Annotated in this window: 27 protein-coding genes; 14 read left to right on the top strand and 13 right to left on the bottom strand. The window is 53.3% G+C overall.

Annotation, left to right across the window (positions count from 1 at the left end):
* Position 1 precedes the first annotated feature (1 nt).
* From KPHS_26940 to KPHS_26870, 8 genes are all read left to right on the top strand, one after another.
* Positions 2-439 carry a PTS system protein gene (locus tag KPHS_26940; RefSeq protein ID YP_005226994.1) on the top strand — a complete coding sequence of 146 codons (438 nt, stop codon included), beginning with the start codon at positions 2-4 and terminating at the stop codon, positions 437-439.
* A gap of 11 nt (positions 440-450) precedes the next feature.
* On the top strand, positions 451-717 hold the full coding sequence (locus tag KPHS_26930; RefSeq protein YP_005226993.1) for a PTS family protein II component: 267 nt from the start codon (positions 451-453) through the stop codon (positions 715-717).
* Between the two features lie 30 nt (positions 718-747).
* Entirely contained in the window at positions 748-2010 is a 1263-nt protein-coding gene (locus tag KPHS_26920; RefSeq protein YP_005226992.1) for a PTS system ascorbate-specific transporter subunit IIC, read from the top strand.
* A 20-nt stretch (positions 2011-2030) separates the two neighbouring features.
* Entirely contained in the window at positions 2031-2711 is a 681-nt protein-coding gene (locus tag KPHS_26910) for a D-allulose-6-phosphate 3-epimerase (protein ID YP_005226991.1), read from the top strand.
* Between the two features lie 116 nt (positions 2712-2827).
* Positions 2828-3298, top strand: a complete 471-nt coding sequence (locus tag KPHS_26900) for a PTS family enzyme IIA/ enzyme IIBC (RefSeq protein YP_005226990.1) — start codon at positions 2828-2830, stop codon at positions 3296-3298.
* Positions 3299-3354: 56 nt separating this feature from the next.
* On the top strand, positions 3355-3498 hold the full coding sequence (locus KPHS_26890) for a PTS system fructose-specific transporter subunit IIB (protein ID YP_005226989.1): 144 nt from the start codon (positions 3355-3357) through the stop codon (positions 3496-3498).
* 209 nt (positions 3499-3707) lie between these two features.
* The gene (locus KPHS_26880; RefSeq protein YP_005226988.1) at positions 3708-4814 is read left to right on the top strand and encodes a putative phosphotransferase system, EIIC; all 1107 of its coding nucleotides are present in this window, start codon (positions 3708-3710) and stop codon (positions 4812-4814) included.
* Between the two features lie 205 nt (positions 4815-5019).
* Positions 5020-5565: an amino acid exporter gene (locus KPHS_26870; protein YP_005226987.1), complete on the top strand. Its 546-nt coding sequence runs from the start codon at positions 5020-5022 to the stop codon at positions 5563-5565.
* Between the two features lie 131 nt (positions 5566-5696).
* Here KPHS_26870 and KPHS_26860 read toward each other — a convergent pair whose 3' ends face one another.
* Positions 5697-6905, bottom strand: coding sequence for an MFS family transporter (locus KPHS_26860; protein ID YP_005226986.1), 1209 nt, complete (start codon positions 6903-6905; stop codon positions 5697-5699).
* A 103-nt stretch (positions 6906-7008) separates the two neighbouring features.
* Here KPHS_26860 and KPHS_26850 point away from each other — a divergent pair, with 103 nt between their 5' ends.
* Complete coding sequence (locus KPHS_26850; protein YP_005226985.1) at positions 7009-7911, top strand: LysR family transcriptional regulator; 903 nt, start codon at positions 7009-7011, stop codon at positions 7909-7911.
* A 41-nt stretch (positions 7912-7952) separates the two neighbouring features.
* Here KPHS_26850 and KPHS_26840 read toward each other — a convergent pair whose 3' ends face one another.
* Positions 7953-8840, bottom strand: coding sequence for a LysR family transcriptional regulator (locus tag KPHS_26840; RefSeq protein ID YP_005226984.1), 888 nt, complete (start codon positions 8838-8840; stop codon positions 7953-7955).
* A 160-nt stretch (positions 8841-9000) separates the two neighbouring features.
* Between KPHS_26840 and KPHS_26830 the strand changes: the two genes are divergently transcribed.
* Positions 9001-9795, top strand: a complete 795-nt coding sequence (locus tag KPHS_26830; protein YP_005226983.1) for an N-acylhomoserine lactone degredation protein AhlK — start codon at positions 9001-9003, stop codon at positions 9793-9795.
* 104 nt (positions 9796-9899) lie between these two features.
* Here KPHS_26830 and KPHS_26820 read toward each other — a convergent pair whose 3' ends face one another.
* From KPHS_26820 to KPHS_26750, 8 genes are all read right to left on the bottom strand, one after another.
* The gene (locus KPHS_26820) at positions 9900-10328 is read right to left on the bottom strand and encodes a cell envelope integrity inner membrane protein (RefSeq protein YP_005226982.1); all 429 of its coding nucleotides are present in this window, start codon (positions 10326-10328) and stop codon (positions 9900-9902) included.
* Between the two features lie 112 nt (positions 10329-10440).
* Positions 10441-11583: a putative acetylornithine deacetylase gene (locus tag KPHS_26810; protein ID YP_005226981.1), complete on the bottom strand. Its 1143-nt coding sequence runs from the start codon at positions 11581-11583 to the stop codon at positions 10441-10443.
* Positions 11583-12338, bottom strand: coding sequence for a hypothetical protein (locus tag KPHS_26800; RefSeq protein ID YP_005226980.1), 756 nt, complete (start codon positions 12336-12338; stop codon positions 11583-11585). The genes KPHS_26810 and KPHS_26800 overlap by 1 nt, the downstream gene beginning before the upstream one ends.
* Before the next feature lie 14 nt (positions 12339-12352).
* Positions 12353-13432, bottom strand: coding sequence for a putative hydrolase (locus KPHS_26790; RefSeq protein ID YP_005226979.1), 1080 nt, complete (start codon positions 13430-13432; stop codon positions 12353-12355).
* A 3-nt stretch (positions 13433-13435) separates the two neighbouring features.
* On the bottom strand, positions 13436-14437 hold the full coding sequence (locus tag KPHS_26780) for an inner-membrane translocator (protein ID YP_005226978.1): 1002 nt from the start codon (positions 14435-14437) through the stop codon (positions 13436-13438).
* Between the two features lie 18 nt (positions 14438-14455).
* Positions 14456-15202 (bottom strand): putative ABC transporter, encoded by a 747-nt coding sequence (locus KPHS_26770; protein ID YP_005226977.1) that lies wholly within the window; start codon positions 15200-15202, stop codon positions 14456-14458.
* A gap of 380 nt (positions 15203-15582) precedes the next feature.
* Positions 15583-16605 carry a periplasmic binding protein/LacI transcriptional regulator gene (locus tag KPHS_26760; RefSeq protein ID YP_005226976.1) on the bottom strand — a complete coding sequence of 341 codons (1023 nt, stop codon included), beginning with the start codon at positions 16603-16605 and terminating at the stop codon, positions 15583-15585.
* 163 nt (positions 16606-16768) lie between these two features.
* Positions 16769-16903 carry a hypothetical protein gene (locus KPHS_26750; protein YP_005226975.1) on the bottom strand — a complete coding sequence of 45 codons (135 nt, stop codon included), beginning with the start codon at positions 16901-16903 and terminating at the stop codon, positions 16769-16771.
* A gap of 48 nt (positions 16904-16951) precedes the next feature.
* On the opposite strand from KPHS_26750, the gene KPHS_26740 reads away from it, so the two are divergent.
* Positions 16952-17905 (top strand): putative ABC transporter, nucleotide binding/ATPase protein, encoded by a 954-nt coding sequence (locus tag KPHS_26740; RefSeq protein ID YP_005226974.1) that lies wholly within the window; start codon positions 16952-16954, stop codon positions 17903-17905.
* A 1-nt stretch (position 17906) separates the two neighbouring features.
* Here KPHS_26740 and KPHS_26730 read toward each other — a convergent pair whose 3' ends face one another.
* Positions 17907-18779, bottom strand: coding sequence for a carbohydrate kinase (locus tag KPHS_26730; protein ID YP_005226973.1), 873 nt, complete (start codon positions 18777-18779; stop codon positions 17907-17909).
* A 26-nt stretch (positions 18780-18805) separates the two neighbouring features.
* On the opposite strand from KPHS_26730, the gene KPHS_26720 reads away from it, so the two are divergent.
* Both KPHS_26720 and KPHS_26710 read left to right on the top strand, forming a co-directional pair.
* A complete protein-coding gene (locus tag KPHS_26720) occupies positions 18806-19651 on the top strand; it encodes a BtpA/SgcQ family protein (protein ID YP_005226972.1) in 846 nt (281 codons plus the stop codon).
* Positions 19651-20295 carry a TenA family protein gene (locus KPHS_26710; protein YP_005226971.1) on the top strand — a complete coding sequence of 215 codons (645 nt, stop codon included), beginning with the start codon at positions 19651-19653 and terminating at the stop codon, positions 20293-20295. The genes KPHS_26720 and KPHS_26710 overlap by 1 nt, the downstream gene beginning before the upstream one ends.
* Positions 20296-20347: 52 nt before the next feature.
* On the opposite strand, the gene KPHS_26700 is transcribed toward KPHS_26710, so the two are convergent.
* Entirely contained in the window at positions 20348-20725 is a 378-nt protein-coding gene (locus KPHS_26700; protein YP_005226970.1) for an alpha/beta hydrolase-like protein, read from the bottom strand.
* A 941-nt stretch (positions 20726-21666) separates the two neighbouring features.
* Here KPHS_26700 and KPHS_26690 point away from each other — a divergent pair.
* Complete coding sequence (locus KPHS_26690; protein YP_005226969.1) at positions 21667-22116, top strand: peptidoglycan-binding protein LysM; 450 nt, start codon at positions 21667-21669, stop codon at positions 22114-22116.
* A gap of 136 nt (positions 22117-22252) precedes the next feature.
* Here the strand turns inward: KPHS_26690 and KPHS_26680 are convergent, their stop codons facing one another.
* Entirely contained in the window at positions 22253-23059 is an 807-nt protein-coding gene (locus KPHS_26680; protein ID YP_005226968.1) for a phosphoglycerate transporter, read from the bottom strand.
* Between the last annotated feature and the right edge of the window lie 216 nt (positions 23060-23275).

The raw sequence follows: 23275 nt of genomic DNA, 5'->3' as shown, positions 1-23275 counted from the left end.
TATGATCAGAGACTGGTTAACCCCGGATAAAATTAAAGTCATTAACTCAATAGATAGCTGGGAAAATGCCGTTCGACTTGCAGCAGAACCCTTGCTGATGCAAGGGTATATAGCCGGGTCGTATATTGAGGCGATTTTGCAAAGCCATAAAGAACTTGGGCCCTATTACGTATTAGCTCCCGGCTTGGCGATGCCTCATGCCCGTCCTGAACAGGGGGTATTAAGAAATGGATTATCGCTTCTTCATATTAAAGAAGGGGTGTCGTTCGGCTCGACAGAGAACGATCCGGTATACGTGGTAATCATACTATGCGCTCGTTCCGGAAATGAACATATCACGATGATTGGTGAACTGGCTGAAATCTTTAGCGATCAGCAAAAGTTACACCGATTGTTCAATGCCGATGATAGCAAGGCGATTCAGGCCGTTATTGACTGAAGGAAAACAGAATGAAAAAAGTGCTTATCGTGTGCGGTAATGGTTTGGGCAGCAGCTTCATCGTTGAAATGAATGTCAAAAAGATCCTTGCCGAAATGAATAAAGAAGCTGAAGTCGCACATACCGACCTGACGTCGGCAAAAAGCGAAACTGCCGATCTTATTCTCAGCGCCAAAGACATTGCAGAACATCTTAGCAGTCACTCTGCAAAGGTCGTTGGATTAAGTAATTTACTTGATAACAATAAAATTAAAGAAATTTTAGCAGAAAACATTTAAGCAACGGCTATCTGATTCGTGGAGTTTAACATGCTTCATTTTCTTATTTATGATGTGCTAGGAACACCGGCGATACTGGTTGGTTTATTTTCACTGATCGGTCTGCTGTTGCAAAAAAAAGGAATTTCAGACGTTATTTCAGGCACGCTGAAAACCATCATGGGTTTTGTCATATTGACCGCCGGCGCCGGTATTATAGCCTATACGTTAACCATCTTTAGCCAGTTATTTGAACATTCTTTCCATATTCAGGGCGTGGTGCCCAACACTGATGCCATGGCCGCTCTGGCGCAGAAGAATTACGGCACGGAAACCGCCACCATTATGGTATTGGGCATGCTGATCAATATCGCCCTGGCGCGTCTAACGCCATTAAAGTACATCTTTCTGACCGGACATCATACGCTTTATATGGCTGCGATGCTGGCGGTTATCCTGTCTGTAGGGGGCTTGTCAGGGGGATGGGTGGTGGCCATCGGGGCGGTTATTCTCGGTGCGATGATGGTCATCTCCCCGGCTATCTTGCAGCCGTTTACCCGTAAAATAACCAACACCGACGATCTGGCGCTCGGTCATTTTGGATCTATTGGCTACCTGCTGTCCGCGCTGGTGGGCAAAATTATTGGTAAAGGCAGTCCCTCGATTGAAGAGATCAAAGTACCTAAGTCGCTCAATTTCCTTCGCGACTCATCGGTAGCCATCTCTCTCACCATGATGATTCTGTTTCTGGTGCTGGTGCTCGTTGCGGGCAAATCCTTTGTCGAGGAGACCCTGAGCGCTGGTCAGAACTTTATTATCTTCGCCATTATTCAGTCCCTCACGTTTGCTGCAGGAGTTTATATCATCCTCGCCGGGGTTCGGATGGTGATTGCCGAGATCGTCCCGGCGTTTAAAGGGATTGCGGACAAACTGGTTAAAGACGCGAAGCCGGCGCTGGACTGTCCGACGGTGTTTCCCTTCGCTCCGAATGCCGTCATCGTCGGCTTCCTCGCAAGCTTTGTCGCAGGGCTGGTCAGTATGTTCCTCTGCCCGCTGTTCGGCTTGAGCGTCATCGTCCCGGGCCTGGTTCCCCACTTTTTCTGCGGGGCCACAGCGGGGGTTTACGGCAACATTACCGGCGGACGTCGCGGGGCGGTGGTAGGGGCTTTTGCTCACGGTCTGCTCATTTCGTTCCTGCCTGCCATTCTCTTGCCCATGATGGGGGATATGGGACTGGGCTCCACAACCTTTGGAGACGCAGACTTTGGCGTTGTCGGCATCGTGCTGGGTCATATCATCGCAATGTTTAACTAACTATTTATCGGAGGTGGTTTATGAGCGCTAAATTTTCACCGTCACTGATGTGCATGGATTTAACGCAGTTCAAAGAGCAGATCACGGCAATGAATAAAAAAGCGGATTTTTACCATGTTGATATAATGGATGGCAATTACGTCCGCAATATCACACTGTCTCCCTTTTTTATTGAGAATCTGAAAAAAATTACTACTGTGCCCATTGATGTTCATCTGATGGTGAATCATCCGGAAGATATCATTCCCATGTGTCTCGAGGCCGGCGCCGATATCATCAGCTTTCATCCCGAGACGGCGAATAACAAAATATTCCGCCTGCTGAATCAGATCAAGGATGCGGGCAAAAAGTGCGGGGTGGTGCTGAACCCGGCGACACCGGCAGAAAGCATTGCCGAATATGCGCATCTGCTGGATAAAGTGACGGTCATGTCGGTTGACCCTGGCTATGCCGGACAAAAGTTTATTCCTGAGTCGCTGAACAAGATTAGAAAGCTCATCAACATGCGCAAAAATAATGGCTATAACTATCTGACGGAAATTGATGGCTCTTGCAATGAGAAAACCTTCGGTCAGATTGCTGAATCCGGGGTAGATGTCTTTATCGTCGGCACATCGGGTCTGTTTTCGCTCCATGAGGATGTCAGCCAGGCGTGGGACAGAATGATCGAGATCTTCCAACGGGAAACTGTCGCTGCATAACGGGTTATTTCTCTTCGAACCACAGTGTGTATTTGAATAAGCCTTAAAAGATCTGCATCACGCCAGCGATGCTGGTTTGTTATTTAACGACCACTCTATATGAATGCGGGTGAATCATGGATATTTCGACAGTGCTTAATGTTAAAAACATCAAGTTAAATATGACCGCCAGAACCAAAGAAGAGGTGATAGAAGAACTCACCGATTTACTTATCCAGGATGGCGCCGTCACCAATAAGGAAGACTTTATTCGTGATGTCTGGTTACGCGAGGAGCTAGGCTCTACCGGCTTTGAAAACCATATCGCTATTCCACATGGTAAATCTTCCGGTGTTTCCCGTACCGCATTAGCCATCGGACGCACGCAACATGCCATTCCCTGGGAGACCATGGATGGCAGCGATGTCCGCTGTGTTATTTTATTTGCGGTTTGCCTGGTGGATCAGAATGCCACCCATATTCGCCTGTTGGCACAAGTGTCTGGGTCACTGGCGGATGAAGACATTATCGCTAAATTACTTGTTGAATCTGATCCACATAAAATCATTGCGCTTTTCAATTCAGAAACAGAAAACGCCGATGCTTAATACCAACTTGCTAATATCGATTAGTAATTTATTAAATTAATTAACGGAGAAACATTATGAATATTGTCGGCGTTACCGCCTGCACGGTGGGGATTGCACATACCTATATTGCGCAAAAGAAAATTGAAACTGCGGCTAAAAAGCCGGACATAACGTTAAAATCGAGACGCAAGGAACCATCGGCATTGAGAACTCGTTAACCGCTGATGAGATTGCCGCAGCAGATATTGTCCTGCTTGCTGCCGATGTCAAAGTAACGGGCGAGGAGAGATTTGCCGGCAAGAAAGTCGTTAAAGTCGCGACGGAAACGGCAGTCAAATCCCCCAATAAGTTGATTGAAAAACTCAGTGAACTAGTCAATTCATAATTTTATTTCGGCCTGGCGACTCTACATTAAAGGGCGTGACTTATGTCTCTAAAACAAATATGGCAAGCAGCAAACCCTAAAGGACATCTGCTGACCGCTATCTCGTTTCTGATCCCCATTGTCTGTGGTTCTGGGTTTATTATCGCCATCGGCATGGGGCTTGGCGGAACGGTGCAGGACACGTTAACTCCGGGACAATTTGATGTATGGCAGGCGATGGCCACCCTGGGCGCCAAGGCGCTTGGGCTGTTGCCGGTGGTGATTGCCGTGGGAATATCTGGCTCGATTGCCGGCAAACCAGGCATCGCGCCAGGATTTGTCGTCGGGCTGGCGGCGAATACCATAAGCGCAGGCTTTATCGGTGGGATGATTGGTGGCTATATTGCGGGGTATATTGCGCTGGCGATCATTAAAAACGTCAAGGTGCCTGACTGGGCCCGCGGGTTGATGCCGACGCTGATCGTTCCCTTTTTTGCCTCCATTATCAGCTGCCTGATTATGGTCTATATCATCGGTACGCCTATCGGTATCTTTACGGAAGCGCTTACGTCTTTCCTGAGAAGCATGGGCACGTCGTCGAATTTGGTGTTAGGCGCAGTCATAGGCGCATTGTGTATTGTTGACTTTGGCGGCCCGCTAAATAAGACATGCTTTGCTTTCGTGCTGACCCTGCAGGCGCAGGGGATAAATGAACCCATTACCGCACTTCAGTTAGTTAACACCGCTACGCCTATCGGATTTGGCCTGGCTTTCTTCATTGCTAAGCTTCTGCGTAAGAACATCTATAACCGTGAAGAAGTGGAAACCTTAAAATCGGCGGTTCCGATGGGGATTGTGAATATCGTTGAGGGTTCTATCCCGATCGTCATGAATGATATTGTGCGCGGTATCGCGGCGGCGGCTATCGGCGGCGCGTGCGGCGGGGCGGTCACCATGGTCTATGGTGCGGATGCGACGGTTCCTTTTGGTGGAGTATTGATGATCCCTACGATGTCACATCCGATGGCAGGCATCATGGCCCTGCTGGTGAATATCGTTGTTACCGCCACGGTCTATGCCGTCATCAAAAAAGATATCCCTCGCGACGTGATTGTTGATAATGATTACGAAGAAGAGGATATCGACCTGGATGATATTAAAGTGAGCTAACGTATCCCAGGGTTATTTTAAATCAACATTAAGCTCTTCCTGTAAGAACATCAGCCCATGACTAAGCATTACTTAGTCATGGGCTACTCTTTGCATCTGTCATCCCCGAAGAAAAATGGAGCAGGGTAAGCAGAAGATCAGGGGAAATAATCTTGTTGCAAAAATGTGAACCCTTCAGTAGCCTTGTCTCTTTCGGAGACAGGAAATGCTCGTCACTGATTCACTTCTTGCTTACACCCTCGCTGCTACACTGCTTACCCTGACGCCAGGTCTTGATACTGCTCTTATTCTCCGCACGGCGACTGCTGAAGGGGGACGCAAAGCCTTGCATGCCGCGTTAGGCATTGATCTCGGATGCTTTATCTGGGGCGCCGTGGTGGCCTTTGGCTTAGGGGCGCTGCTGGCGGTTTCTGAGTTGGCTTATACCTTGTTGAAATGGTGCGGAGCGGGCTACCTTTGCTGGCTGGGCATCCAGTTGCTTCTGCGCCCGCGCCAGCAATTTAACACCACTCCGGCAGAATCCACTACCACCAGTAACTGGTTTCTGCGTGGGATGCTGGGGAATGTGCTTAATCCCAAAATGGGTGTTTTCTACGTTTCGTTTTTACCTCAGTTTATCCCCGCCGGGCATTCACCCGTGAGCTGGACTTTTCTCCTGGTCGCTATCCATGTATTGATTGGTACGCTGTGGTCGTTAACGCTGATTACCGCCACTCGCTATGCCGCAGGCATCCTGAAAAACCAGCCGTAGTGAAATGGATGGATCGAACGACCGGCTGCCTGTTTCTGTTGTTTGCCGCGAAGCTGGCCATGAGTCGGCGGTAGTCACGCAGGGGCGTATGCCCCTGTTTTTGCCTTAAAAAATGAGCAACCCGTGGAGTACTACTCAGTGGTGAAACGATCGGGCTCGAACGTACGTTTAGCCAGTTTCTTTTGCAAAACGATGACAATAATTGGGGTTCCTGATGCGGTAATTGCACATACCGCCAACAGCGTATCCATATTTTGTAGCGCCATGCGATGGTCGGGTAACAAAAAAGCAGACAGGAAAAATGCGGCAGTTGTCATCAGATACATCATGGATGTCTGTAATGAAGAGAATCCCGCTCGTTGCTTGTTATCAGGAAACTGAATCGTCACCGCCGACGATGACACCAGACGACTGTAAGCTGCGCCGAGAAATAACGTAATAAATAGCGCTGGATGCGGATAGCCCATCACGGGTATCAGTAAGCTCAGGATAAAAACGAGGGTCGACCCGGTCGCCAAACTCAAAGCAGAAACACGAGAGGTTAATGCGCCTGTCATTCTGGTAGACAGATACCCCGCCAGGCCCCCGCCGAAGAACAACCAGGGCAGCAGACCTTGAGAAGCCCCCAACAGCTGCGTCATTAATGGCGCCAGGACAGGAATGATCAGCATTGGACTAAACTGTACCAGCGCATTACCGGAAGCAAACAGTAAAGTATCTACATCGAGGGGCAGCGCGTTGGACGTGTCGAAAGTGACGGGATCCTGAGGGATGATGGAGACGATCAGTGGCAATGCCAACCAACACAGTGTACAAATTAACCACAACGCGACATGCCAACCGTAATGAGTACACAAAAATAGTACAGCGGGCATCCCCACGATGCTGACCATCGAAAATGACGCAATCACCGTCGCCAACATTTTTCCGCGCAAGTCAGCCGGTGTGTGGTTTATCAAAATAGTGATCCCCACAGCCATTGTCGTACCGCCAACCAGTCCTGCGAAGAAGCGCAATGTAAGAAGAAGAGGAAAACTGGTAGTGAATGTCGTCAACAGTGTCGCCATGGCTAGCAGTACCATATTAGCGATTAAAAAATGCTTCTTATTGCAACGATCAATCCAGTAAAAGGCGATAATTCCCGACAGGACGGCTCCAGATGTGTACATACCGGATACATAGCCTGAGAAGGTGACGGGAACAGCGAAATCTGCAGCCATAAATGTAAAAACAGGGCTGAACATCATATATTCCAGCGCATTAGTAAACTGGACAAAAGCGATTACCATAGCAATCCGAATGAGCGTCTTTTGATTAAATGTTGTGGTGACCAGTGGCATAGCAAGCGACCTGTGGATGAAAAATATCCTAGCTTAACTGCTATCAAACTTGTCGATTAGATGGTAAAAATGGCACTCATTATTATCATATGTGGGATAGTTGATGCGGCCAGTTCTTGACTTTAATACGCTGAAAATCTTCATTGCTGTGGTGGAAAGAGACAGTTTTGTCGGGGCATCGAAAGCCCTGGAAATGCCGACATCAAATGTGAGCCGTTGCATTTCTCAGTTAGAAGACAAACTGAACCTTCAGCTCATTGAGCGCAGTACCCGACATATGAAGCTCACACAGGCTGGGCATCTACTCTATACCCGGGCGAAGCCATTACTGGAAGCACTTGAGCAAACTGAAACCGAATTAACGTTGCGACAAATGCAATTCAAGGGGCCATTACGTATCTGTATTCCCAATGAAATCGGTCCTGTATTGCTGGGCTCTGTTGTTGCTGATTTCGCCTGTCAGCATCCGGATCTGGAGATGAGTTGCGTCACAAATTTGTCGGGTTATGAATCCCTGCGAGATGATCTGGATTTAGCTGTCATTGTTAGCCGTGGTAAGATGGATGACAGTGACTACATCGCCCGTCATCTGGTGACGATCCCTTGCACCATCGTTGCGGCCCCCTCCGTCATCCAGCGTTATGGCACGCCTTCTCGAATACAGCAATTTGAAGAGTTACCCTGTATTACAACGGTGAATGCGCTTAAAGGCGCTCCCTGGCAGTTTGTGAATAAAAAGGGCGGATTCGAGACGATCAAGGTTAACGGTCGTTATCGGGTCAACAGCGGAGAGATGGCAGGGCGAGCGGCCATCTCAGGTGTCGGTTTTGCCATCCTGTCGAAACAAGCCTGCCAACCCTATATTGATGATGGGCGGTTAATCGAGATTGAATTTGAACAATCGGCAGCCCCCTTGCAATTGTTCGCTCTGTATTCAGATCGGCGTTACTTGCCGGCAAAAACAAGAGCGCTTATTGATTTCATGCATCAGAGATTGAGTCATTAACAAGAGGCCATCTTCAGCGCGCCAGGGCAGCGCTGTTTTATTCAGCCGGCCGGCTCAAGCAACAAATCTCTGATATAGCCCTCCAGCAGGGAAGCACAAATTCGCGTTTCATACGACATCATCCCAGCTGGTGGATGGAGCAACCAGGCACTAAATGGCGGGATCGGATAGTGGCTTAAGAGGGGGATGAGCGCGCCGTCTGCAATTTCTTTTCTGCAAACCGGACTTTGCAAAACACCAATGGCATGTCCCGCTAATAACCAGGAGAGGACACTCCGCCAGTGCGTGGACTGAAATTGAATATTGACGGGAACATTAATGAGTTGATCTTCGGAAGCGACCAATTGAATGCGATTACTGGCGAATACACCGGAAACAGCAGCAAATGGATAATCTGTCAGCGCATCCGGCGTGTCAGGATGACCCATTTTCGCCAGCAGAGCCGGAGAGGCGAGTAACACTCTGCGCACGGTGCCAAGCGGGCGTGCGACAAAAAAACCTTCGGAGACATCACCTAATCTCAGCGATAAATCGACCCCCTCGGTGACAGGATTGATGACGCGGTCGTTAAAAATGACATCGACCTGTAGCTCCGGATGCTCGTTCTGAAGCTGCAACAATGCAGGCATCAGCAGGCTTTCTCCGGCGGAATAGGGCGCGGCAATACGGATTTTGCCTTGCAGCCCCTGATTTTCCTCATTCACAGAAAGAGCATGCTCTGCCGCCTGAACGGCCGTTTTGCTTCGCTCATAAAACACGTTACCGCTTTGCGTTAGAGACATGTTACGCGTGTTGCGCCTAAGCAAACGTGTCCCAAGATGAGCTTCCAGTTTTTCTATTCTTTCACTCACGGCGGGCTGGCCAATACCGAGATCGCGGGCTGCAGCCGACATGCTGCCCCGTTCAACCACCCTGATAAATATGCGCATTGCTGAGAAGAGATCCATTCACCAATTATATTGGCTTTACCGATAAATGTAAGTGGGGACAGGTATCTACTGCTTTACTGCGAAATGATGAAAAATCCAGACTCAAGGCCTGAGTCAGGCTAAATTTCAATCTATTTAATTGATTTATTGGTGGAAAATAATGATGCCAGAGATAAAGCTTTTCATGTTCCAGTCAGGAACACAGCATTGTCGATATCAGCATATCCGGATGAATCAGGGCGTGGGAGAGCATTATGAGATCCCTGTCCCCTGGTTTCTACTGACCCATCCGGATGGGTTTACGCTGATTGACGGCGGTCTGGCTGTCGAAGGATTGAAAGATCCCAGCGGTTATTGGGGAAGTGCTGTAGAGCAGTTTAAACCGGTGATGTCAGAAGAACAGGGTTGCGTGGAACAACTTAAGAGGATTGGCATTGCTCCTGAGGATATCCGCTATGTGGTCCTGTCCCATTTGCACTCTGATCATACGGGAGCAATTGGTCGCTTCCCCCATGCTACGCATGTTGTCCAGAGGCAAGAGTATGAATATGCCTTTGCCCCTGACTGGTTTACTTCGGGAGCCTATTGCCGACGCGATTTCGATCGTCCCCAACTTAACTGGCTATTTCTGAACGGGTTGTCCGATGATCACTATGACCTTTACGGTGATGGCACGTTACAATGTATTTTCACCCCAGGGCATTCACCGGGCCATCAATCTTTTCTTATCCGCTTACCGGGTGGTACAAATTTTACGCTAGCGATTGATGCGGCTTATACCTTAGATCATTACCATGAGAAGGCGCTCCCGGGGCTAATGACGTCTGCTACTGATGTCGCTCAGTCTGTGCGAAAGCTGCGTCAGCTTACCGAGCGATATCATGCGGTATTCATACCCGGCCACGATCCTGAAGAATGGAAAAAAAACAGGCTTGCGCCAGCCTGTTACTATTGAATCATTCCTCGCTGATCGCCAAAAAGCGTCTGTTAAGCAGGGCTGTCAGCTTATCTTGTTCGAAATGGCCCTGGTGATGGCCGGGGCCATTTCTGCGGGCAAGCTCAGGGCTTCACGTCCAGCACGACATGACTGAAGGTTTGATAGGTTTTTTCGTCCGGCGCGGGCGGGATGTTGGCTTTTTTCAGCGCGGACATCACCTGCGCGCAGAATGGCCGATCGCCGCTCTCGACCGTTGGATCCTGCACCGTCCCGTCACGCTGCAGCATAAAGCGCACCGAGCATTTTTGCCCTTGCCAGGAGGCCGGCTGGTCTATGTTAGCGAAGATAGCCGCCTGGATCCGTGCCAGATAGCGTGAGGCATTGGCCTGGGGTGAAGTATCGGAACCCGTTTGATAATCGCGAAGTATCTTATCCACTTCAGCCGATATTTTAGCGTCTTCGGCGCTGCCCGGCGCAGAAGCACGACCCGAGCAGGCGGAAAGGAGTAAAGAGAGGGTGCAAACGAGCACAGCGTTGGTTTTCACGGACATGCTAAGCCTCCTTGCTGGTGGTGATACCGTCGTGTACGAGGCGGTTATCCTCTGTTATTCCGCGATATTATTCAAACGCTGAATTGCATGGCACGCGCTTTCAGTGACAGTGTCACTCATTTTTTACTTTCGTCGCGGGCGGTGATGCCATCCAGTCGCGAATGATGTCACCGTATAGCTGTTCGGCCTCCGCCAGTCGGCTGAGCAGGCAGTATTCGTCGGTTTGATGCGCCATCGACGGCTCGCCGGGGCCGAGAATAATACAGGGCGGATCGCCCAATGCAGGCAGCAGCAGCGAGGCGTCGGTAAAGTAGGGCACCACGCGCGGCGCAATCGGCTCAGCGTGCAGCGGCTGACAGCGTTGATAAACCTGCTTAATCCACGCATGATCCTCCCGGCTGAGGACGGCGGGCAGGTCGACCAGCGTGGAGACGGTGACGCTTTCGCCAAGCAGCGTCGTCAAGCGCTCCCGGATAGTGGCGTGCTGTAAATTGGGCGCGCTGCGGATATCGACATCAAAACGCGTGCGGTCCGGTACGGAATTAATATTGAGTCCGCCTTCTATGCGTCCGACGTTGAGGGTGGGTTGCTTCATTAGCGGATGCGGCGCGCCTGGCGAAAAATGCTGAATCTTACCCAACGCATCCGCCGCAAGATAGATAGCATTGATCCCCAGCTCCGGCATCGCGCCGTGGGCGGTTTTCCCCCGCGTTTCGCAGCGTAGCCAGAGCGCGCCTTTATGGCCGATAACCGGATAGTTGGCGGTGGGTTCACCGACGATCAGCGCGCCCACCTCCGGCAACGTTGCGGAGGCGATCAGCGCCCGCGCGCCGTCGCAGCCGGTCTCTTCTCCGCCGGTTATCAGCAATACCGCGCCGCGTCCGGCGAGGATCGCTTCCCGCTGATGAACGCAGGCGACGGCAAACGCCGCTATCGCCGCTTTCATATCGCTGGATCCGCGGCCATAAAGACGCCCGTCTTCCATCTGCGAGCCGAAAGGATCGTACTGCCAGCGGGCATTTCCCAGCGGGACGGTATCCAGATGTCCGGTAAAGGCCAGCGGTTTACCGCTCTTCGCCCCGGGCAGGCTGGCGATAAGATTGCAGCGTCCTTCGCCGAACGACGACAGCGAAACCTCAAAACCGCTATCGTCAAGCCAGTCGGCGAAGAACCGCATGCAGTCGGCTTCGCTGCCCGGCGGGTTGATGGTGTTAAAGCCCAGCAGCTGCCGGGCGAGCTCAAGGGTCGCGGTCATCAGCGGCGTTCCGTCAGCCAGTCGAGGCAGTTAATCCACAGCTGGCGATAGCCGGGCCATTTGGCAAACTCTTCCGGCAGCCAGTGCGCCGACATGTCGCTGGTCCACACCAGCGAGCGACCCTGCTGATATTCGCGAACAGCCAACAGCGGATGACCGGTACCGGCCACGGTCGCCAGCAGTTTGCCTTCCGGGTGCATTTCAACTTCGTTATAGCCCAGCAGCCACGGCCATTCGCCCGGAATATCGTTAAACAGGGGGTGAGCCTCCGTCACTTCGGCATAGCAGCCTTCCGGGGTTTCAATGCGATCGTCCCAGGCCAGGCAGCGTACCGGCAGCACTTTCTCCACCTCGGTATGGCGGTAGCGCGCGCCGCCGTTGATTCCCTGGAAGCTGTAATAGCCGCCGATCATCATCAGCGCCCCCCCGCCGGCCACGTAATCATGCAGGAGCGTTAAACGGTTGGCGGTTCGGCGGCTCTTCAGCCAGGTGTCCGGATGCAGCAGCAGCGTATTGGCGCCAATGTCCGAGAGAATAATCGCATCCCACTCCTGCAGCGCTTCCAGCGTCAGCGGAAAGTCGGTCGCCGCCGCGTGGGCGGGCATATAGGTAATGGCATAGGGACTTTCGGCGAGCGCGGCCAGAAAGTCCGTTGCGCCGGTGTGCCAGGTGGCGGTGGCAAACTGGTCGAAGCCTTTAACGTGCGTTGACGTGCTGGTCCAGGACTCACCGACCAGTAAGATTTTTTTCTGCATGATGACGTTTCCTTTTATCCGCCAAAGACCCGCTGGGGGTTTCCAATCATTAAGGTTTCAAGTTGTTCGCCGCTGACGCCGTGGCGCCGCAGACGGGGAACAAAATGCTTGAGTATGTAGCCATAACCGTGGCCGCCGTAGCGGGTGAGCATGGTTTTCAGGAAGACGTCCTGCGACAGCAGAATTTGCTGGATGTAGCCGTCGTCAATCAGCTCGCGGATCGCGCGGGCGTTCTCCTCGTCGGAGGGCGACTGCGCCGACTCGTCGGCGTAGTAATAGCTCATGCCAATCATGTCGTATTCGAGAAACGCCCCGCGCTGCGCCAGTTCGCGCTGGTAGCGCTTATCGGCAAAGCTGGGATTCATATGGCACAGCACGGTATGGCGTAAATCGGCGCCTTCCTGCTCGAGAATATCCAGCACCCGATGGCCCAGCCGCTCCCAGCCGGGCAGATGGACCTCGATCGGCACGCCGGTCGCGGCGCTGGCCCGACCCGCAGCGCGCAGGGATTTCTCCTCATCCGGCGTAAAGCGGCTGGAGATACCGATTTCGCCGATGAGCCCGGCGAGCACCTCCGGTTTCTCCTCCGCGCCGCCAAGATCGTAAATCAGCCGTTCGGTCAGCTGTTCGACGCTGCTGATTTTTACCCACTCAGGGTGCGAAGGTTCCAGATAGAGCCCGGTACCCATAATGATGTTCAGACCGGTCAGCCGCGCGATGCGCGCCAGCGCTTTCGGATCGCGGCCAATGCCGATATTGGTCGGGTCGACTACCGTTTCTCCGCCAAGGGCGCGATATTTAGTCAGCTCGTCAATCGCAACGTCGACATCAAACAGCTGACAGTTATCGCGGCTCATCAGCGGGTTGAGCGACAGTTCGCCAAGGTTTTCCATTTTCACCGGCATTTCGGCAAGATGGCGATCGCTGCAGCAGCAGGGCGGCACCCATTTGCCGGAGGCATCCAGCAGAATATGCTCATGCATCAGAGTAACGCCCATTTCGTTAATCGGCAGTGGGCCAAGCACAGTCATTACATAACCGCTGCTAACGCCAACCGGCAGCGGGGAGGGATGGCGAAAAATTGATCCTTTCATCAGCTATCCTTTTGCCGCGGAGCGCGTCGGGTTGAGAATGCGGGTGTTCAGCCAGATAGCCAGCAGGATAATGGTGCCGGTGGCTATCTGGGTGTAAAACGGCGAAATATGCGACAGGATCAGCCCGTTCTGAATGACCGCAATCGACAGTGCGCCCAGCAGCGTGCCAATAATAGTTCCGAAGCCGCCAAACAGACTGGTGCTGCCTAGCACAACGGCAGCAATGACCTGCAGTTCAAAGCCTTCGCCCTGGTTGGAGGAGCCGCTGCCGAGGCGTGCGGTAATGATCATCCCCGCCAGCGCGGCGGCCATTCCGCTGATGATATAGACCTTCATGGTGACCGCTTTGGTGTTAATGCCGCTGCGCCGCGCGCCTTCGGCGTTAGCGCCGATGGCGGTCACGTAGCGGCCAAAGCGCATATGGTTGAGAACGATATGCCCGATCAGCAGAATCAGAATGCCGAGCAGTGCGGGCATGGGGATCCCGACGACCCACGCGCGTCCGATAAAGGTAAACAGGCTGTCAGCCGGCACCGGAATCGAGTAGCCCTGGGTGACCAGCAGCGCGATGCCGCGAACTACGGCCAGGGTGGCGAGCGTGACGATAAACGCCGGAATGCCTTCATAGGCAATAAAGAAGCCGTTGATGGCGCCAACGAATCCGCCTAGCAGCAGGCCGCCGAGGAGTACCACCGGCCACGGCAGACCCCAGCTATTCAGGGCGATAGCGGAGAGCGCGCCGACCAGCGCCAGGGTGGAGCCTACCGACAGATCGATACCGCCGGTGGTAATGACCAGAGTCATTGCCGTCGCGACGATCAGCAGCGGGGCGCTCTGACGGATAATGTTGAGCCAGTTGGTGCCGGTGAGAAAGTTGCTGGTGATCAGCGAAAACACCACGCAGCAGAAGACGAAAAAGAGCGCGATGCTGACTACGCCTGAATGGTTATGCAGCAGGCGGCGCGGCAGCGAATGCTGGATCATGCGTGAGCTGCTTAAATTCATGATACTCATCCTGTTACCTCAATGTGCTGCCGCAGAGCGGGCGGTGAATTTTTCGCCCACAATCAGGTTAACGATATCGCTCAGGCTGGTGTCGGACACCCGTCTGTCGGCGACGTTGGTACCTTCATACATCACCATGATCCGGTCGCAGACCAGGAACAGGTCCTGCAGGCGGTGGGTAATCAGAATCACGCTCACCCCGCGAGCGGAAACGCGGCGAATGAGCTCCAGAACCGCTTCAACTTCCGCGACGGCCAGCGCGGCGGTGGGTTCATCCATAATCAGCACTTTCGGGTCAAAGGCCGCGGCGCGGGCGATGGCTATAGCCTGGCGCTGGCCGCCGGAGAGATTTCGCACCAGCAGCCGGGTATCCGGAATGGAGATCCCGAGCCCTTTAAGCATCTCTCTGGCATCGGCGTGCATTTTGGCCTCGTCGAGAAAGGGGATGCCGAGGACCGATTTCATCGGCTCACGGCCCATAAACAGATTGCCCGCGACATCGACCGTGTCACAGAGCGACAGATCCTGGTAGACCATCTCGATATGGCAACGGCGTGAATCGGCCGGATTCGTAAACTGTTGCTGTTCACCGTCGATACGAATCGTGCCGCTGGAGGGGATCACCGCGCCAGAGAGCACTTTGGTCAAGGTGGATTTCCCCGCGCCGTTATCGCCCACTAAGCCCAGCACTTCGCCCGGGGCCAGCTCAAGGTTGACTCCGCGCAATGAGCGTATCGACCCGTAGGTCTTGGTGATATTGATCATCTCTACCCTTGGCGGGGTAGTTTGTGGCTGCTGCATCTGATAACTCCCATCGCTGTGGCCGGGAAAATGTTCGCCATCCTGCGGGAGAGACTCTATCCGACACGGTTTACAATCTAGTAAACCGGTTTACCTGCGGACCAGAGCACTCGCCAGTGCAGTCAGGACAAACGCTATGTAAGATATTTGTTCGCCAGTAAGAACATTGCAGCATCCGTGCCAGGGCAGTAACCACACAGCAGCCCTGTAACTTAACCTTATGTATTCAATACACTTAATTGAATACAATCCGGTAAACCGGTTTACTGATTATAGTGAATAAATTGTTAATTGATCGTTTTTTGCGCCAAAAGCGGGCGCTTTTGCGCCATTTTGGGACGGGCTTAACAAATCTTGATCGAGTCGCGGCCAATCCATTCAACCGGCAGGCGGGTTTCCGCAGGGATATCCGGATCGTCGTTTAGCAGTCGCATCATGATGTTCACCGCAGTGCGGCCCAGTTCGCGGGCGGGCTGACGGATAGTGGAGATCCGCGGCTGGGTAAAATCGGCATAGTTGGCGTCATCGAAGCCGACTAACGATAGCGCCTCTGGCGCCTGGAGCCCACTGGCGCGCAAGCCGTCGAGCAGACCGAGCACCAGATAGTCGCTGGCAGCGAAGACGGCGGTAGGGCGAACCTGTTGGCTGAACAGGTACCGCAACGCTTGCTGGCCAAACTCGCGCTGGTAGTCGCCATACATCACCCATTCGGGCGGCCAGCTCAGGCCCGCTTGCTCCATCGCGGTGCAAAAGCCCTGATAGCGCTCGCGGACGCTCATCAGCTTGTCCGGGCCACCGACGAAAGCGATATGGCGATGCCCGGCGGCGATCAGTTTTTCGGTGGCGATCCGCCCGCCCTGGACGTTATCGGCAAACACTTTCGGTACCTTACTGCCGGGAATATCTTCATCCAGCAGGACAATCCGTTCGTGACGCTGGACTTCCTTGCGCAGCAGGCCATTATCGGGGCGGTTGGTGGTGAACAGCAGACCGTCGACCTGGCAGGTATCCAGCCAGCGAATGAACTGGCACTCTTTTTCCGGGTTGTTGCGGGTGATACACAGCACCAGGCTGTAGCCGCTGGCAGAAGCGGCCTCTTCGGCTGCGTCGGCCAGTTCGGCAAAGAAGGGGTTGGTAATATCGGGAAGCACCAGGCCAAGCGTTTCGCTGCCGCCTTTGCTAAGACGGCGTGCCAGGCTATTGCCGCGATAGTCCAGTTCGCGAATGGCGGTTTCGATGCGGTCGATGGTGTCCTGCGGCAGCACAATACTGTTGTTCATATAGCGCGACAGGGTCGCCTTCGACAGCCCGGCCAGCTTTGCCACATCGGATAACAATACACGTTTTATACTCATTTCCTGCGCCATTTGTGCCAGAATCGGCTATCTGTAACATAGTTAAGCGCGGTGGATACAGCAATTTCTCTGCGAACAATCACCAAAAATAAATGCTTGACAAATTTTAATCAGCAGAGAATTGTATAGGCAGTTTACCGCATTATCCGGGAAGTCATTCCCAACCCCGTTTAAGTTATTCCAGTCGCGCACCGACACGGACCGGTTGCCGGGATGACATTAAGCAGGTATCCGCCGAACGTTCAATGATTGTTCTGGCGATATAGACGATATTTGCCCGCCAAAAAAAATAATCCTTCTGCGTTCGCATGCGGCGCGGAACTCTGCTGGCTATCAACTATTCCCGACGAGGATACTGATGATGTTATTTCACACCGGAAAACTGCGTTTCCTTGCTGTCGCCACGACCATGCTGGCATCCATGAGTTTTATTTCTGCCGCCAGCGCTGCCGGTCCGACTTATGCGCTGGTACAAATCAACCAACAGGCGCTGTTCTTTAATCTGATGAATAAAGGCGCACAGGATGCGGCCAAAGCCAGTGGCAAGGATTTAGTTATTTTTAACTCTAACGATAATCCCGTGGCGCAAAACGACGCGATAGAAAACTATATTCAGCAAGGCGTTAAAGGCATTCTGGTTGCTGCTATCGACGTTAACGGGATCATGCCAGCGGTTAAAGAAGCCGCCGCCGCAAACATTCCGGTGATTGCGATTGATGCCGTATTACCGGCCGGGCCACAGGCAGCTCAGGTCGGCGTTGATAATATTGAAGGCGGCAGAATTATCGGTCAATACTTCGTGGACTACGTGCAGAAAGAGATGGGCGGCCAGGCGCGACTGGGTATAGTCGGCGCGCTGAATTCGGCCATTCAGAACCAGCGGCAGAAAGGGTTCGAAGAGACGCTGAAAAGCAATCCGAAGATTACTATCGCTAACGTGGTCGACGGGCAGAATGTGCAGGATAAAGCGATGACCGCGGCGGAAAACCTGATCACCGGTAATCCGGATCTGACAGCGATTTATGCCACCGGCGAACCCGCGCTGCTCGGCGCTATCGCCGCCGTAGAAAACCAGGGGCGGCAGAAGGATATTAAAGTCTTTGGCTGGGATCTGACGGCGAAGGCGATTTCCGGTATTGACGGCGGCTACGTCACCGCCGTACTGCAGCAGGACCCGGAAAAGATGGGCGCCGAAGCCCTGAATGCGCTGAACAGCATCACGTCGGGTAAAACCGTGCCGAAAACCATTCTGGTTCCGGCGACGGTGGTAACCAAAGCGAACGTCGATTCATACCGTCCGCTGTTTAAGTAGGTCAGCGCGCCCCGTCCGTGGTTAACAGGGCGGCGAGCTCACGGCTGCCGGGAAACGCGCTGAGCGTCCCCCGGCGGCTAACCGTAATGGCGGCAGCGCGACTGGCGTGCGCCAGCGCCAGCGCATCCGGCGCGACGCCGCGCAGCAGGGCGGAGGCCAACATGACGGCGAGGAACGTGTCGCCCGCGCCGGTAGTATCAAGCGCCTCGGCGGGCACGGCGGGACAAAACTGACGCTGGCCCTCCTGGACCAGCCAGGCGCCTGCGGCGCCCTGGGTAATCACTAAGGTTTTCACCCCGTATGGCTGGAGCAGCTCGGCCTCGGATTCATTGACCACCGCGATGTCGATGAGGGGCCACAGATGGCAAAAGTCAGGATTGACAGGTGAGGGGTTGAATACCGTCGTCATGCCGCGGCTTCTGGCGTACTGGAACAGCGCCCGCGTTTTATCGAGGGAGAAATTGCCCTGCTGTAGCAGAATATCGCCAGCGACGGCATCCGCCATATGCGGAATCATTTCATCCAGGCTGAATGTATCGGCCGCCGCCGTAGTGGTAATGATGGCGTTGTCGCCATCAGCGCTATTTAAAATAATCGAGGTATCGCTATGTTGATTGAAATGGCCGTCGGGTAGTAGCATCAGTGGTTCATTTTTTATCTGCTGGCGGATCCACGCGCCGTTGCTGTCATTTCCCGTGGCGGCAATTAAACGCGTCTCTATTCCGCAGCGGGATAATATAATCGCCTGGTTCGCGCCTTTACCGCCGATATCCTGCGACACTTTAACGCCGTGAATGGAGGCTCCTTTTTTCGGTATATCCGGAATGGACCAGGTTTCATCTACGGTAATATTACCAGTAACGTAAACACGCATAGTGTTCCCTTAACAGGATGGATAAGATGGTTGCTATCTCAGCAGAAAAAACGAATGCAATACAAGCTATTTTTTCACGAAGCAAGGCTGTTATTGGTGTTATTCATTGCGACCCATTTCCTGGCTCGCCAAAATATCGAGGAAAATCAGTCTCGGATATTGTTGAACGTGCGCTTCGCGATGCTGAAAATTATATTTCAGGCGGTGTTCATGGTCTGATTATTGAAAATCATGGCGATATTCCTTTCTCTAAACCTGAGGATATCGGCCATGAAACCTCCGCGCTGATGGCGGTCATTACCGAGAAAGTTCGTGAACGTTTTGCTGTGCCGCTGGGCATTAACGTTCTGGCTAACGCGGCGATCCCGGCAATGGCGATCGCCCTGGCGGGAGGCGCCGATTTCGTCCGCGTAAACCAGTGGGCCAACGCCTATATCGCCAACGAAGGATTTATAGAAGGGGCGGCCGCTAAGGCGCTGCGCTACCGCAGTATGCTGCGCGCTGAACATATTCGCGTTTTTGCCGATAGCCACGTTAAGCACGGTAGCCATGCCATTGTCGCCGATCGTTCGATTCAGGAACTGACGCGCGATGTCGATTTCTTCGAGGCTGACGCGGTGATCGCCACCGGCCAGCGTACGGGCGATAGCGCCACGATGGCGGAAATTGACGAGATCCGCGCGGCGACGGAACTACCGCTCCTGGTGGGCTCCGGGGTGACACCGGCTAACGTGAAGCAGATCCTCGGGCGGACTCAGGGGGTCATTGTGGCCAGTACAATGAAGGTCGATGGCGTCTGGTGGAACGATGTTGAGCTGGCCCGGGTGAAACATTTTATGTCGGTCGCGCAGGCCGCGCTGGAGGAGGCATAATGGAAGCGTTTAGCGAACGCCTGCTGCGCGAACATCAACCGGCGTGGCAGGCGATGCAGCAGCACCCGTTTGTGACTGATATCGAACAGGATCGTCTGCCGACAGTCGTCTTCAACCGCTATCTGGTGTTTGAGGGCAACTTTGTCGCGACGGCAATCGCGATTTTTGCCCTCGGGGTCAGCAAAGCGCCGGGTATTCAACAGCAGCGCTGGCTGATTGGCGTGCTGAATGCCCTGGTTGATATACAGATCGCGTGGTTTGAACAGGTGTTGTCAGCGCGGCAGATCGATCCCGCTGAGTACCCGGATGATTTGCCCGGGGTACGGCGCTTTCGCGACGGTATGCTGCGGACCGCCCACGAGGGCAGCTATGAGCAGATTGTGACCCTGATGTTCGGTGCGGAATGGATGTACTATTTCTGGTGCCGACGGGCGAGCGAACATTATCAGAGCGATGCTGATTTACGACGCTGGGTGGAAATGCACGCTGAGGACGAATTTTATCAGCAGGCTCTCTGGCTAAAAAACGAACTCGACCGCTGCGCCATGGCGCTGAGCGAAAACGAAAAGCAGGCGTTATCGGCGCTTTACGGCGAGGTGCTGCAGTGGGAAATTGATTTCCATCACGCGGCGTACGAGGAGTAGCCGCGAGGTGAAGAACAGGAGGCGCCGGAAGCGGCGTCTCCTGAAATATTGCTCAGGTCGTCCGCCTCTTATCCGGGCAATGTCTCTCCAGCCATTGTGCGACGAGGGGCCATAATTTCTCCGCATTCCGGGTACGAAAGAAGCCCATATGACCAATGGATGAAAGTCCGTAATCCGCCCGCCGTATTTCACGGCGTTCTATTTTTGCGTTTTGCGCTGGAGCAAGCAGGCGTGAGATGGCTTCTGTATTAGCCCAAGGGTCGTCATCAAAACCCAACACCAGAATAGGTAAGGTTATCTTTCCTGCCCGCTGACGCGCATCCCACTCCGGGTCGTCATAGAAATATTCAGGCATCGCGCTCCAGCGTCCCCACTGAAGCATCGCCGGAGCCGGTAAATCTTCACCCAGCCCGAGACGTCTGGCTGGCATATACCCAAAGAGCCGGCAAAGTGCCGGCCCCAAAACGCGCAGTAAACACCATACTCGCAGCTTTTCCTTCGTTTGGCTGATAGTGCTTGTCACGCCTGCGTGTGAGGCAATCATGACGGCGGCTCGCAGGTCGGTGGAGGCGGAAGATAACAGCACGGCATGCCCGCCAATACTGTGCCCAATCGCCAGCAGGGTAAGGCCAGGGGCTCGGGCTTTCGCCCACGCGGTGATGCATCCAACGTCCTGCTCGATCCAGTCGGACATGGTGTTTTTGTTGTGACGGACTCTCCCGGACTTCGAAAGACCAGTGCCCCGGTAATCATAAGTAATGACACTAAACCCCCTTTTATAAAGGTATTCAGCGAATCCTTTATAAAATCCCTGTACAACGGCCGTCGCCGGGTGAACGATCACCAATGCTTTGGCTTTGTGTCTTTGCCAGAGCGTGGCGGCGACAAAGCCGCCCTGGCTTACGGGGATGATGACAGGTTCCATGAGTCTCGCCTTGTGTGGTCATACCAGTTCAACCTGGATTTACTGTAGCTGCTGCGGCAGAAATCAGCGAATGTTTTTGAGACGATCTCAGTAAGAAAAACGTCCTGAAAGCATTGGCGACCAGAATCAGGAGCCCTCAGGCGGGGTGCCAACTCCCAGCCTGCCATTTAAATCCTTTCACAATCAATCAGCCTCTGCGCCAGGTGCCTTGTGTTCGGGGGGATAATGTCCGCTTTAGTTTCGTGTCGCCTTGCCGGAATACAGACTTTCCTGCCATACCATGGCAAATTTCCTGCACTTTGACGCTCATTGATTATACTTTGATGGCAGCTTGTGCTGCCTCAAGCAGTTGTCGCGATGGTGGATATCAAAACCAATATCCCGAACATTGGGTCAACGGGGCCGAGGAACATGTGTTCATGTAACAGTCGTGGAGGTATGGAAAGATGGGATTATTAAATTTTGTGAAAGAAGCGGGCGAGAAAATATGGGATGCCGTCTCCGGCGACAGTAAAGAAGATCGGGCTGAAAAGCTGAAAAAACATATCGATGGACTTAATCTGCCTGGCGCCGAAAAGGTCAATATTGATGTTGCGGAAGATGGCACCGCAACGGTCACTGGTGATGTCGCTTCGCAGGAGGATAAGGAAAAAATTCTGGTTGCGGTCGGGAATGTCACTGGCGTAGGCCAGGTCAGTGACGGCGTTAAGGTGACGCAAAGCGGGGCGGAAAGTCGTTTTTACACGGTCAAATCCGGTGACACTCTGAGCGCAATCTCAAAAGCGATGTATGGCTCGGCCAATGAGTATCAACGCATTTTTGAAGCCAATAAACCGATGCTGACCCATCCCGACAAAATCTATCCGGGTCAGGTGCTGATTATCCCGGCGAAGTAGGCCACTCAGCAGCAACATCAGTGATGGCAGGAAAACTTGCTTTATACCGCTGTCGGAAGCCGCCGCGGACATCTATTCCTCTATCAACGACAAAAGAGCCAGCAAGCTGGCTCTTTGTTCCCCCGGGTTCAGGCGCTTACTGTGCGTCAGCCAGTGCCAGTCGGGCCTCTTCCTGCTCGGTGATTTTACGCTGTTGCTCAAGTTCCAGCGCGCCGCGATGAGAGAGGTAGCAGAAGAGTATGCAGCAGACGATCCCGCCCATCAGCAGATAGAACCCGCCGTGCCAGCCCATTTTATCGACCATTACGCCGAACAGGCTGGTGCCTAACGATGCGCCAAAGATATAGCTCATAAATCCGCGCAGACCCACAGCTGAACCGACGGCAAAGCTGGGGACGATTTCCATGGTCTGGACCGAGGCCAGAAACTGCGGGACATAAATAAGGCAGCCCACAATCGCCGCGAATACCGTGACCATCAGTAGCGATTCGCTTTTCCAGTAGCCGATCAGACAGATGAAGATTAGCGTCATACAGATTATGGCTAACGGCATCCGGCGCCCTTTAAACAGCTTGTCGGAGAGCCAGCCGGCCAGCAGAGTAGACGGAATTGCCGCCCACTCAAAAAACAGGAATGCGACGCTCATTTGTTCTTTGGAAAAATGTTTCACCGTCAGCAGGTAAATTGGCAGCCAGCTGATCATGCCGAAACGCACCATATAGACAAACACATCCACAAAGGAGACATACCAGGCGTTTTTGTTACGCAGTACGTAGGTACAGAAGATCTGAAATGCGCTCATGTTCTCCGGCGCTTTCTGGCCGTGTTTGGTCTTCAGCACCACTTTCTCTTCCGGCATCATCTCTGCCAGCGAAGGCAGACCTTCCTCGCGCGGCGAACCCTTACCCAGCACCAGTACGCTAATGGCGAATACCACCGCCACGCAGGCCGGTACAATGTAGCTGGCGCTCTGCCAGTGCTCGGTGCCGAGAATGGCGAATGCGGCGCCGACGATCGGGGCGACAATTCCGCCGCCGACGTTATGGGAAATGTTCCAGAACGCCCCTACGCGGCCACGCTCACGGCGCGGGAACCAGTTCGCAATAGTAATACCTAGATTCTACGTCAGTACTTCAAAAAGCATAATCAAAGCCTTGAT

The organism is Klebsiella pneumoniae subsp. pneumoniae HS11286 (assembly GCF_000240185.1).
Lineage (GTDB): Bacteria > Pseudomonadota > Gammaproteobacteria > Enterobacterales > Enterobacteriaceae > Klebsiella > Klebsiella pneumoniae.
This window is presented reverse-complemented; position numbering and strand designations above follow the sequence as displayed.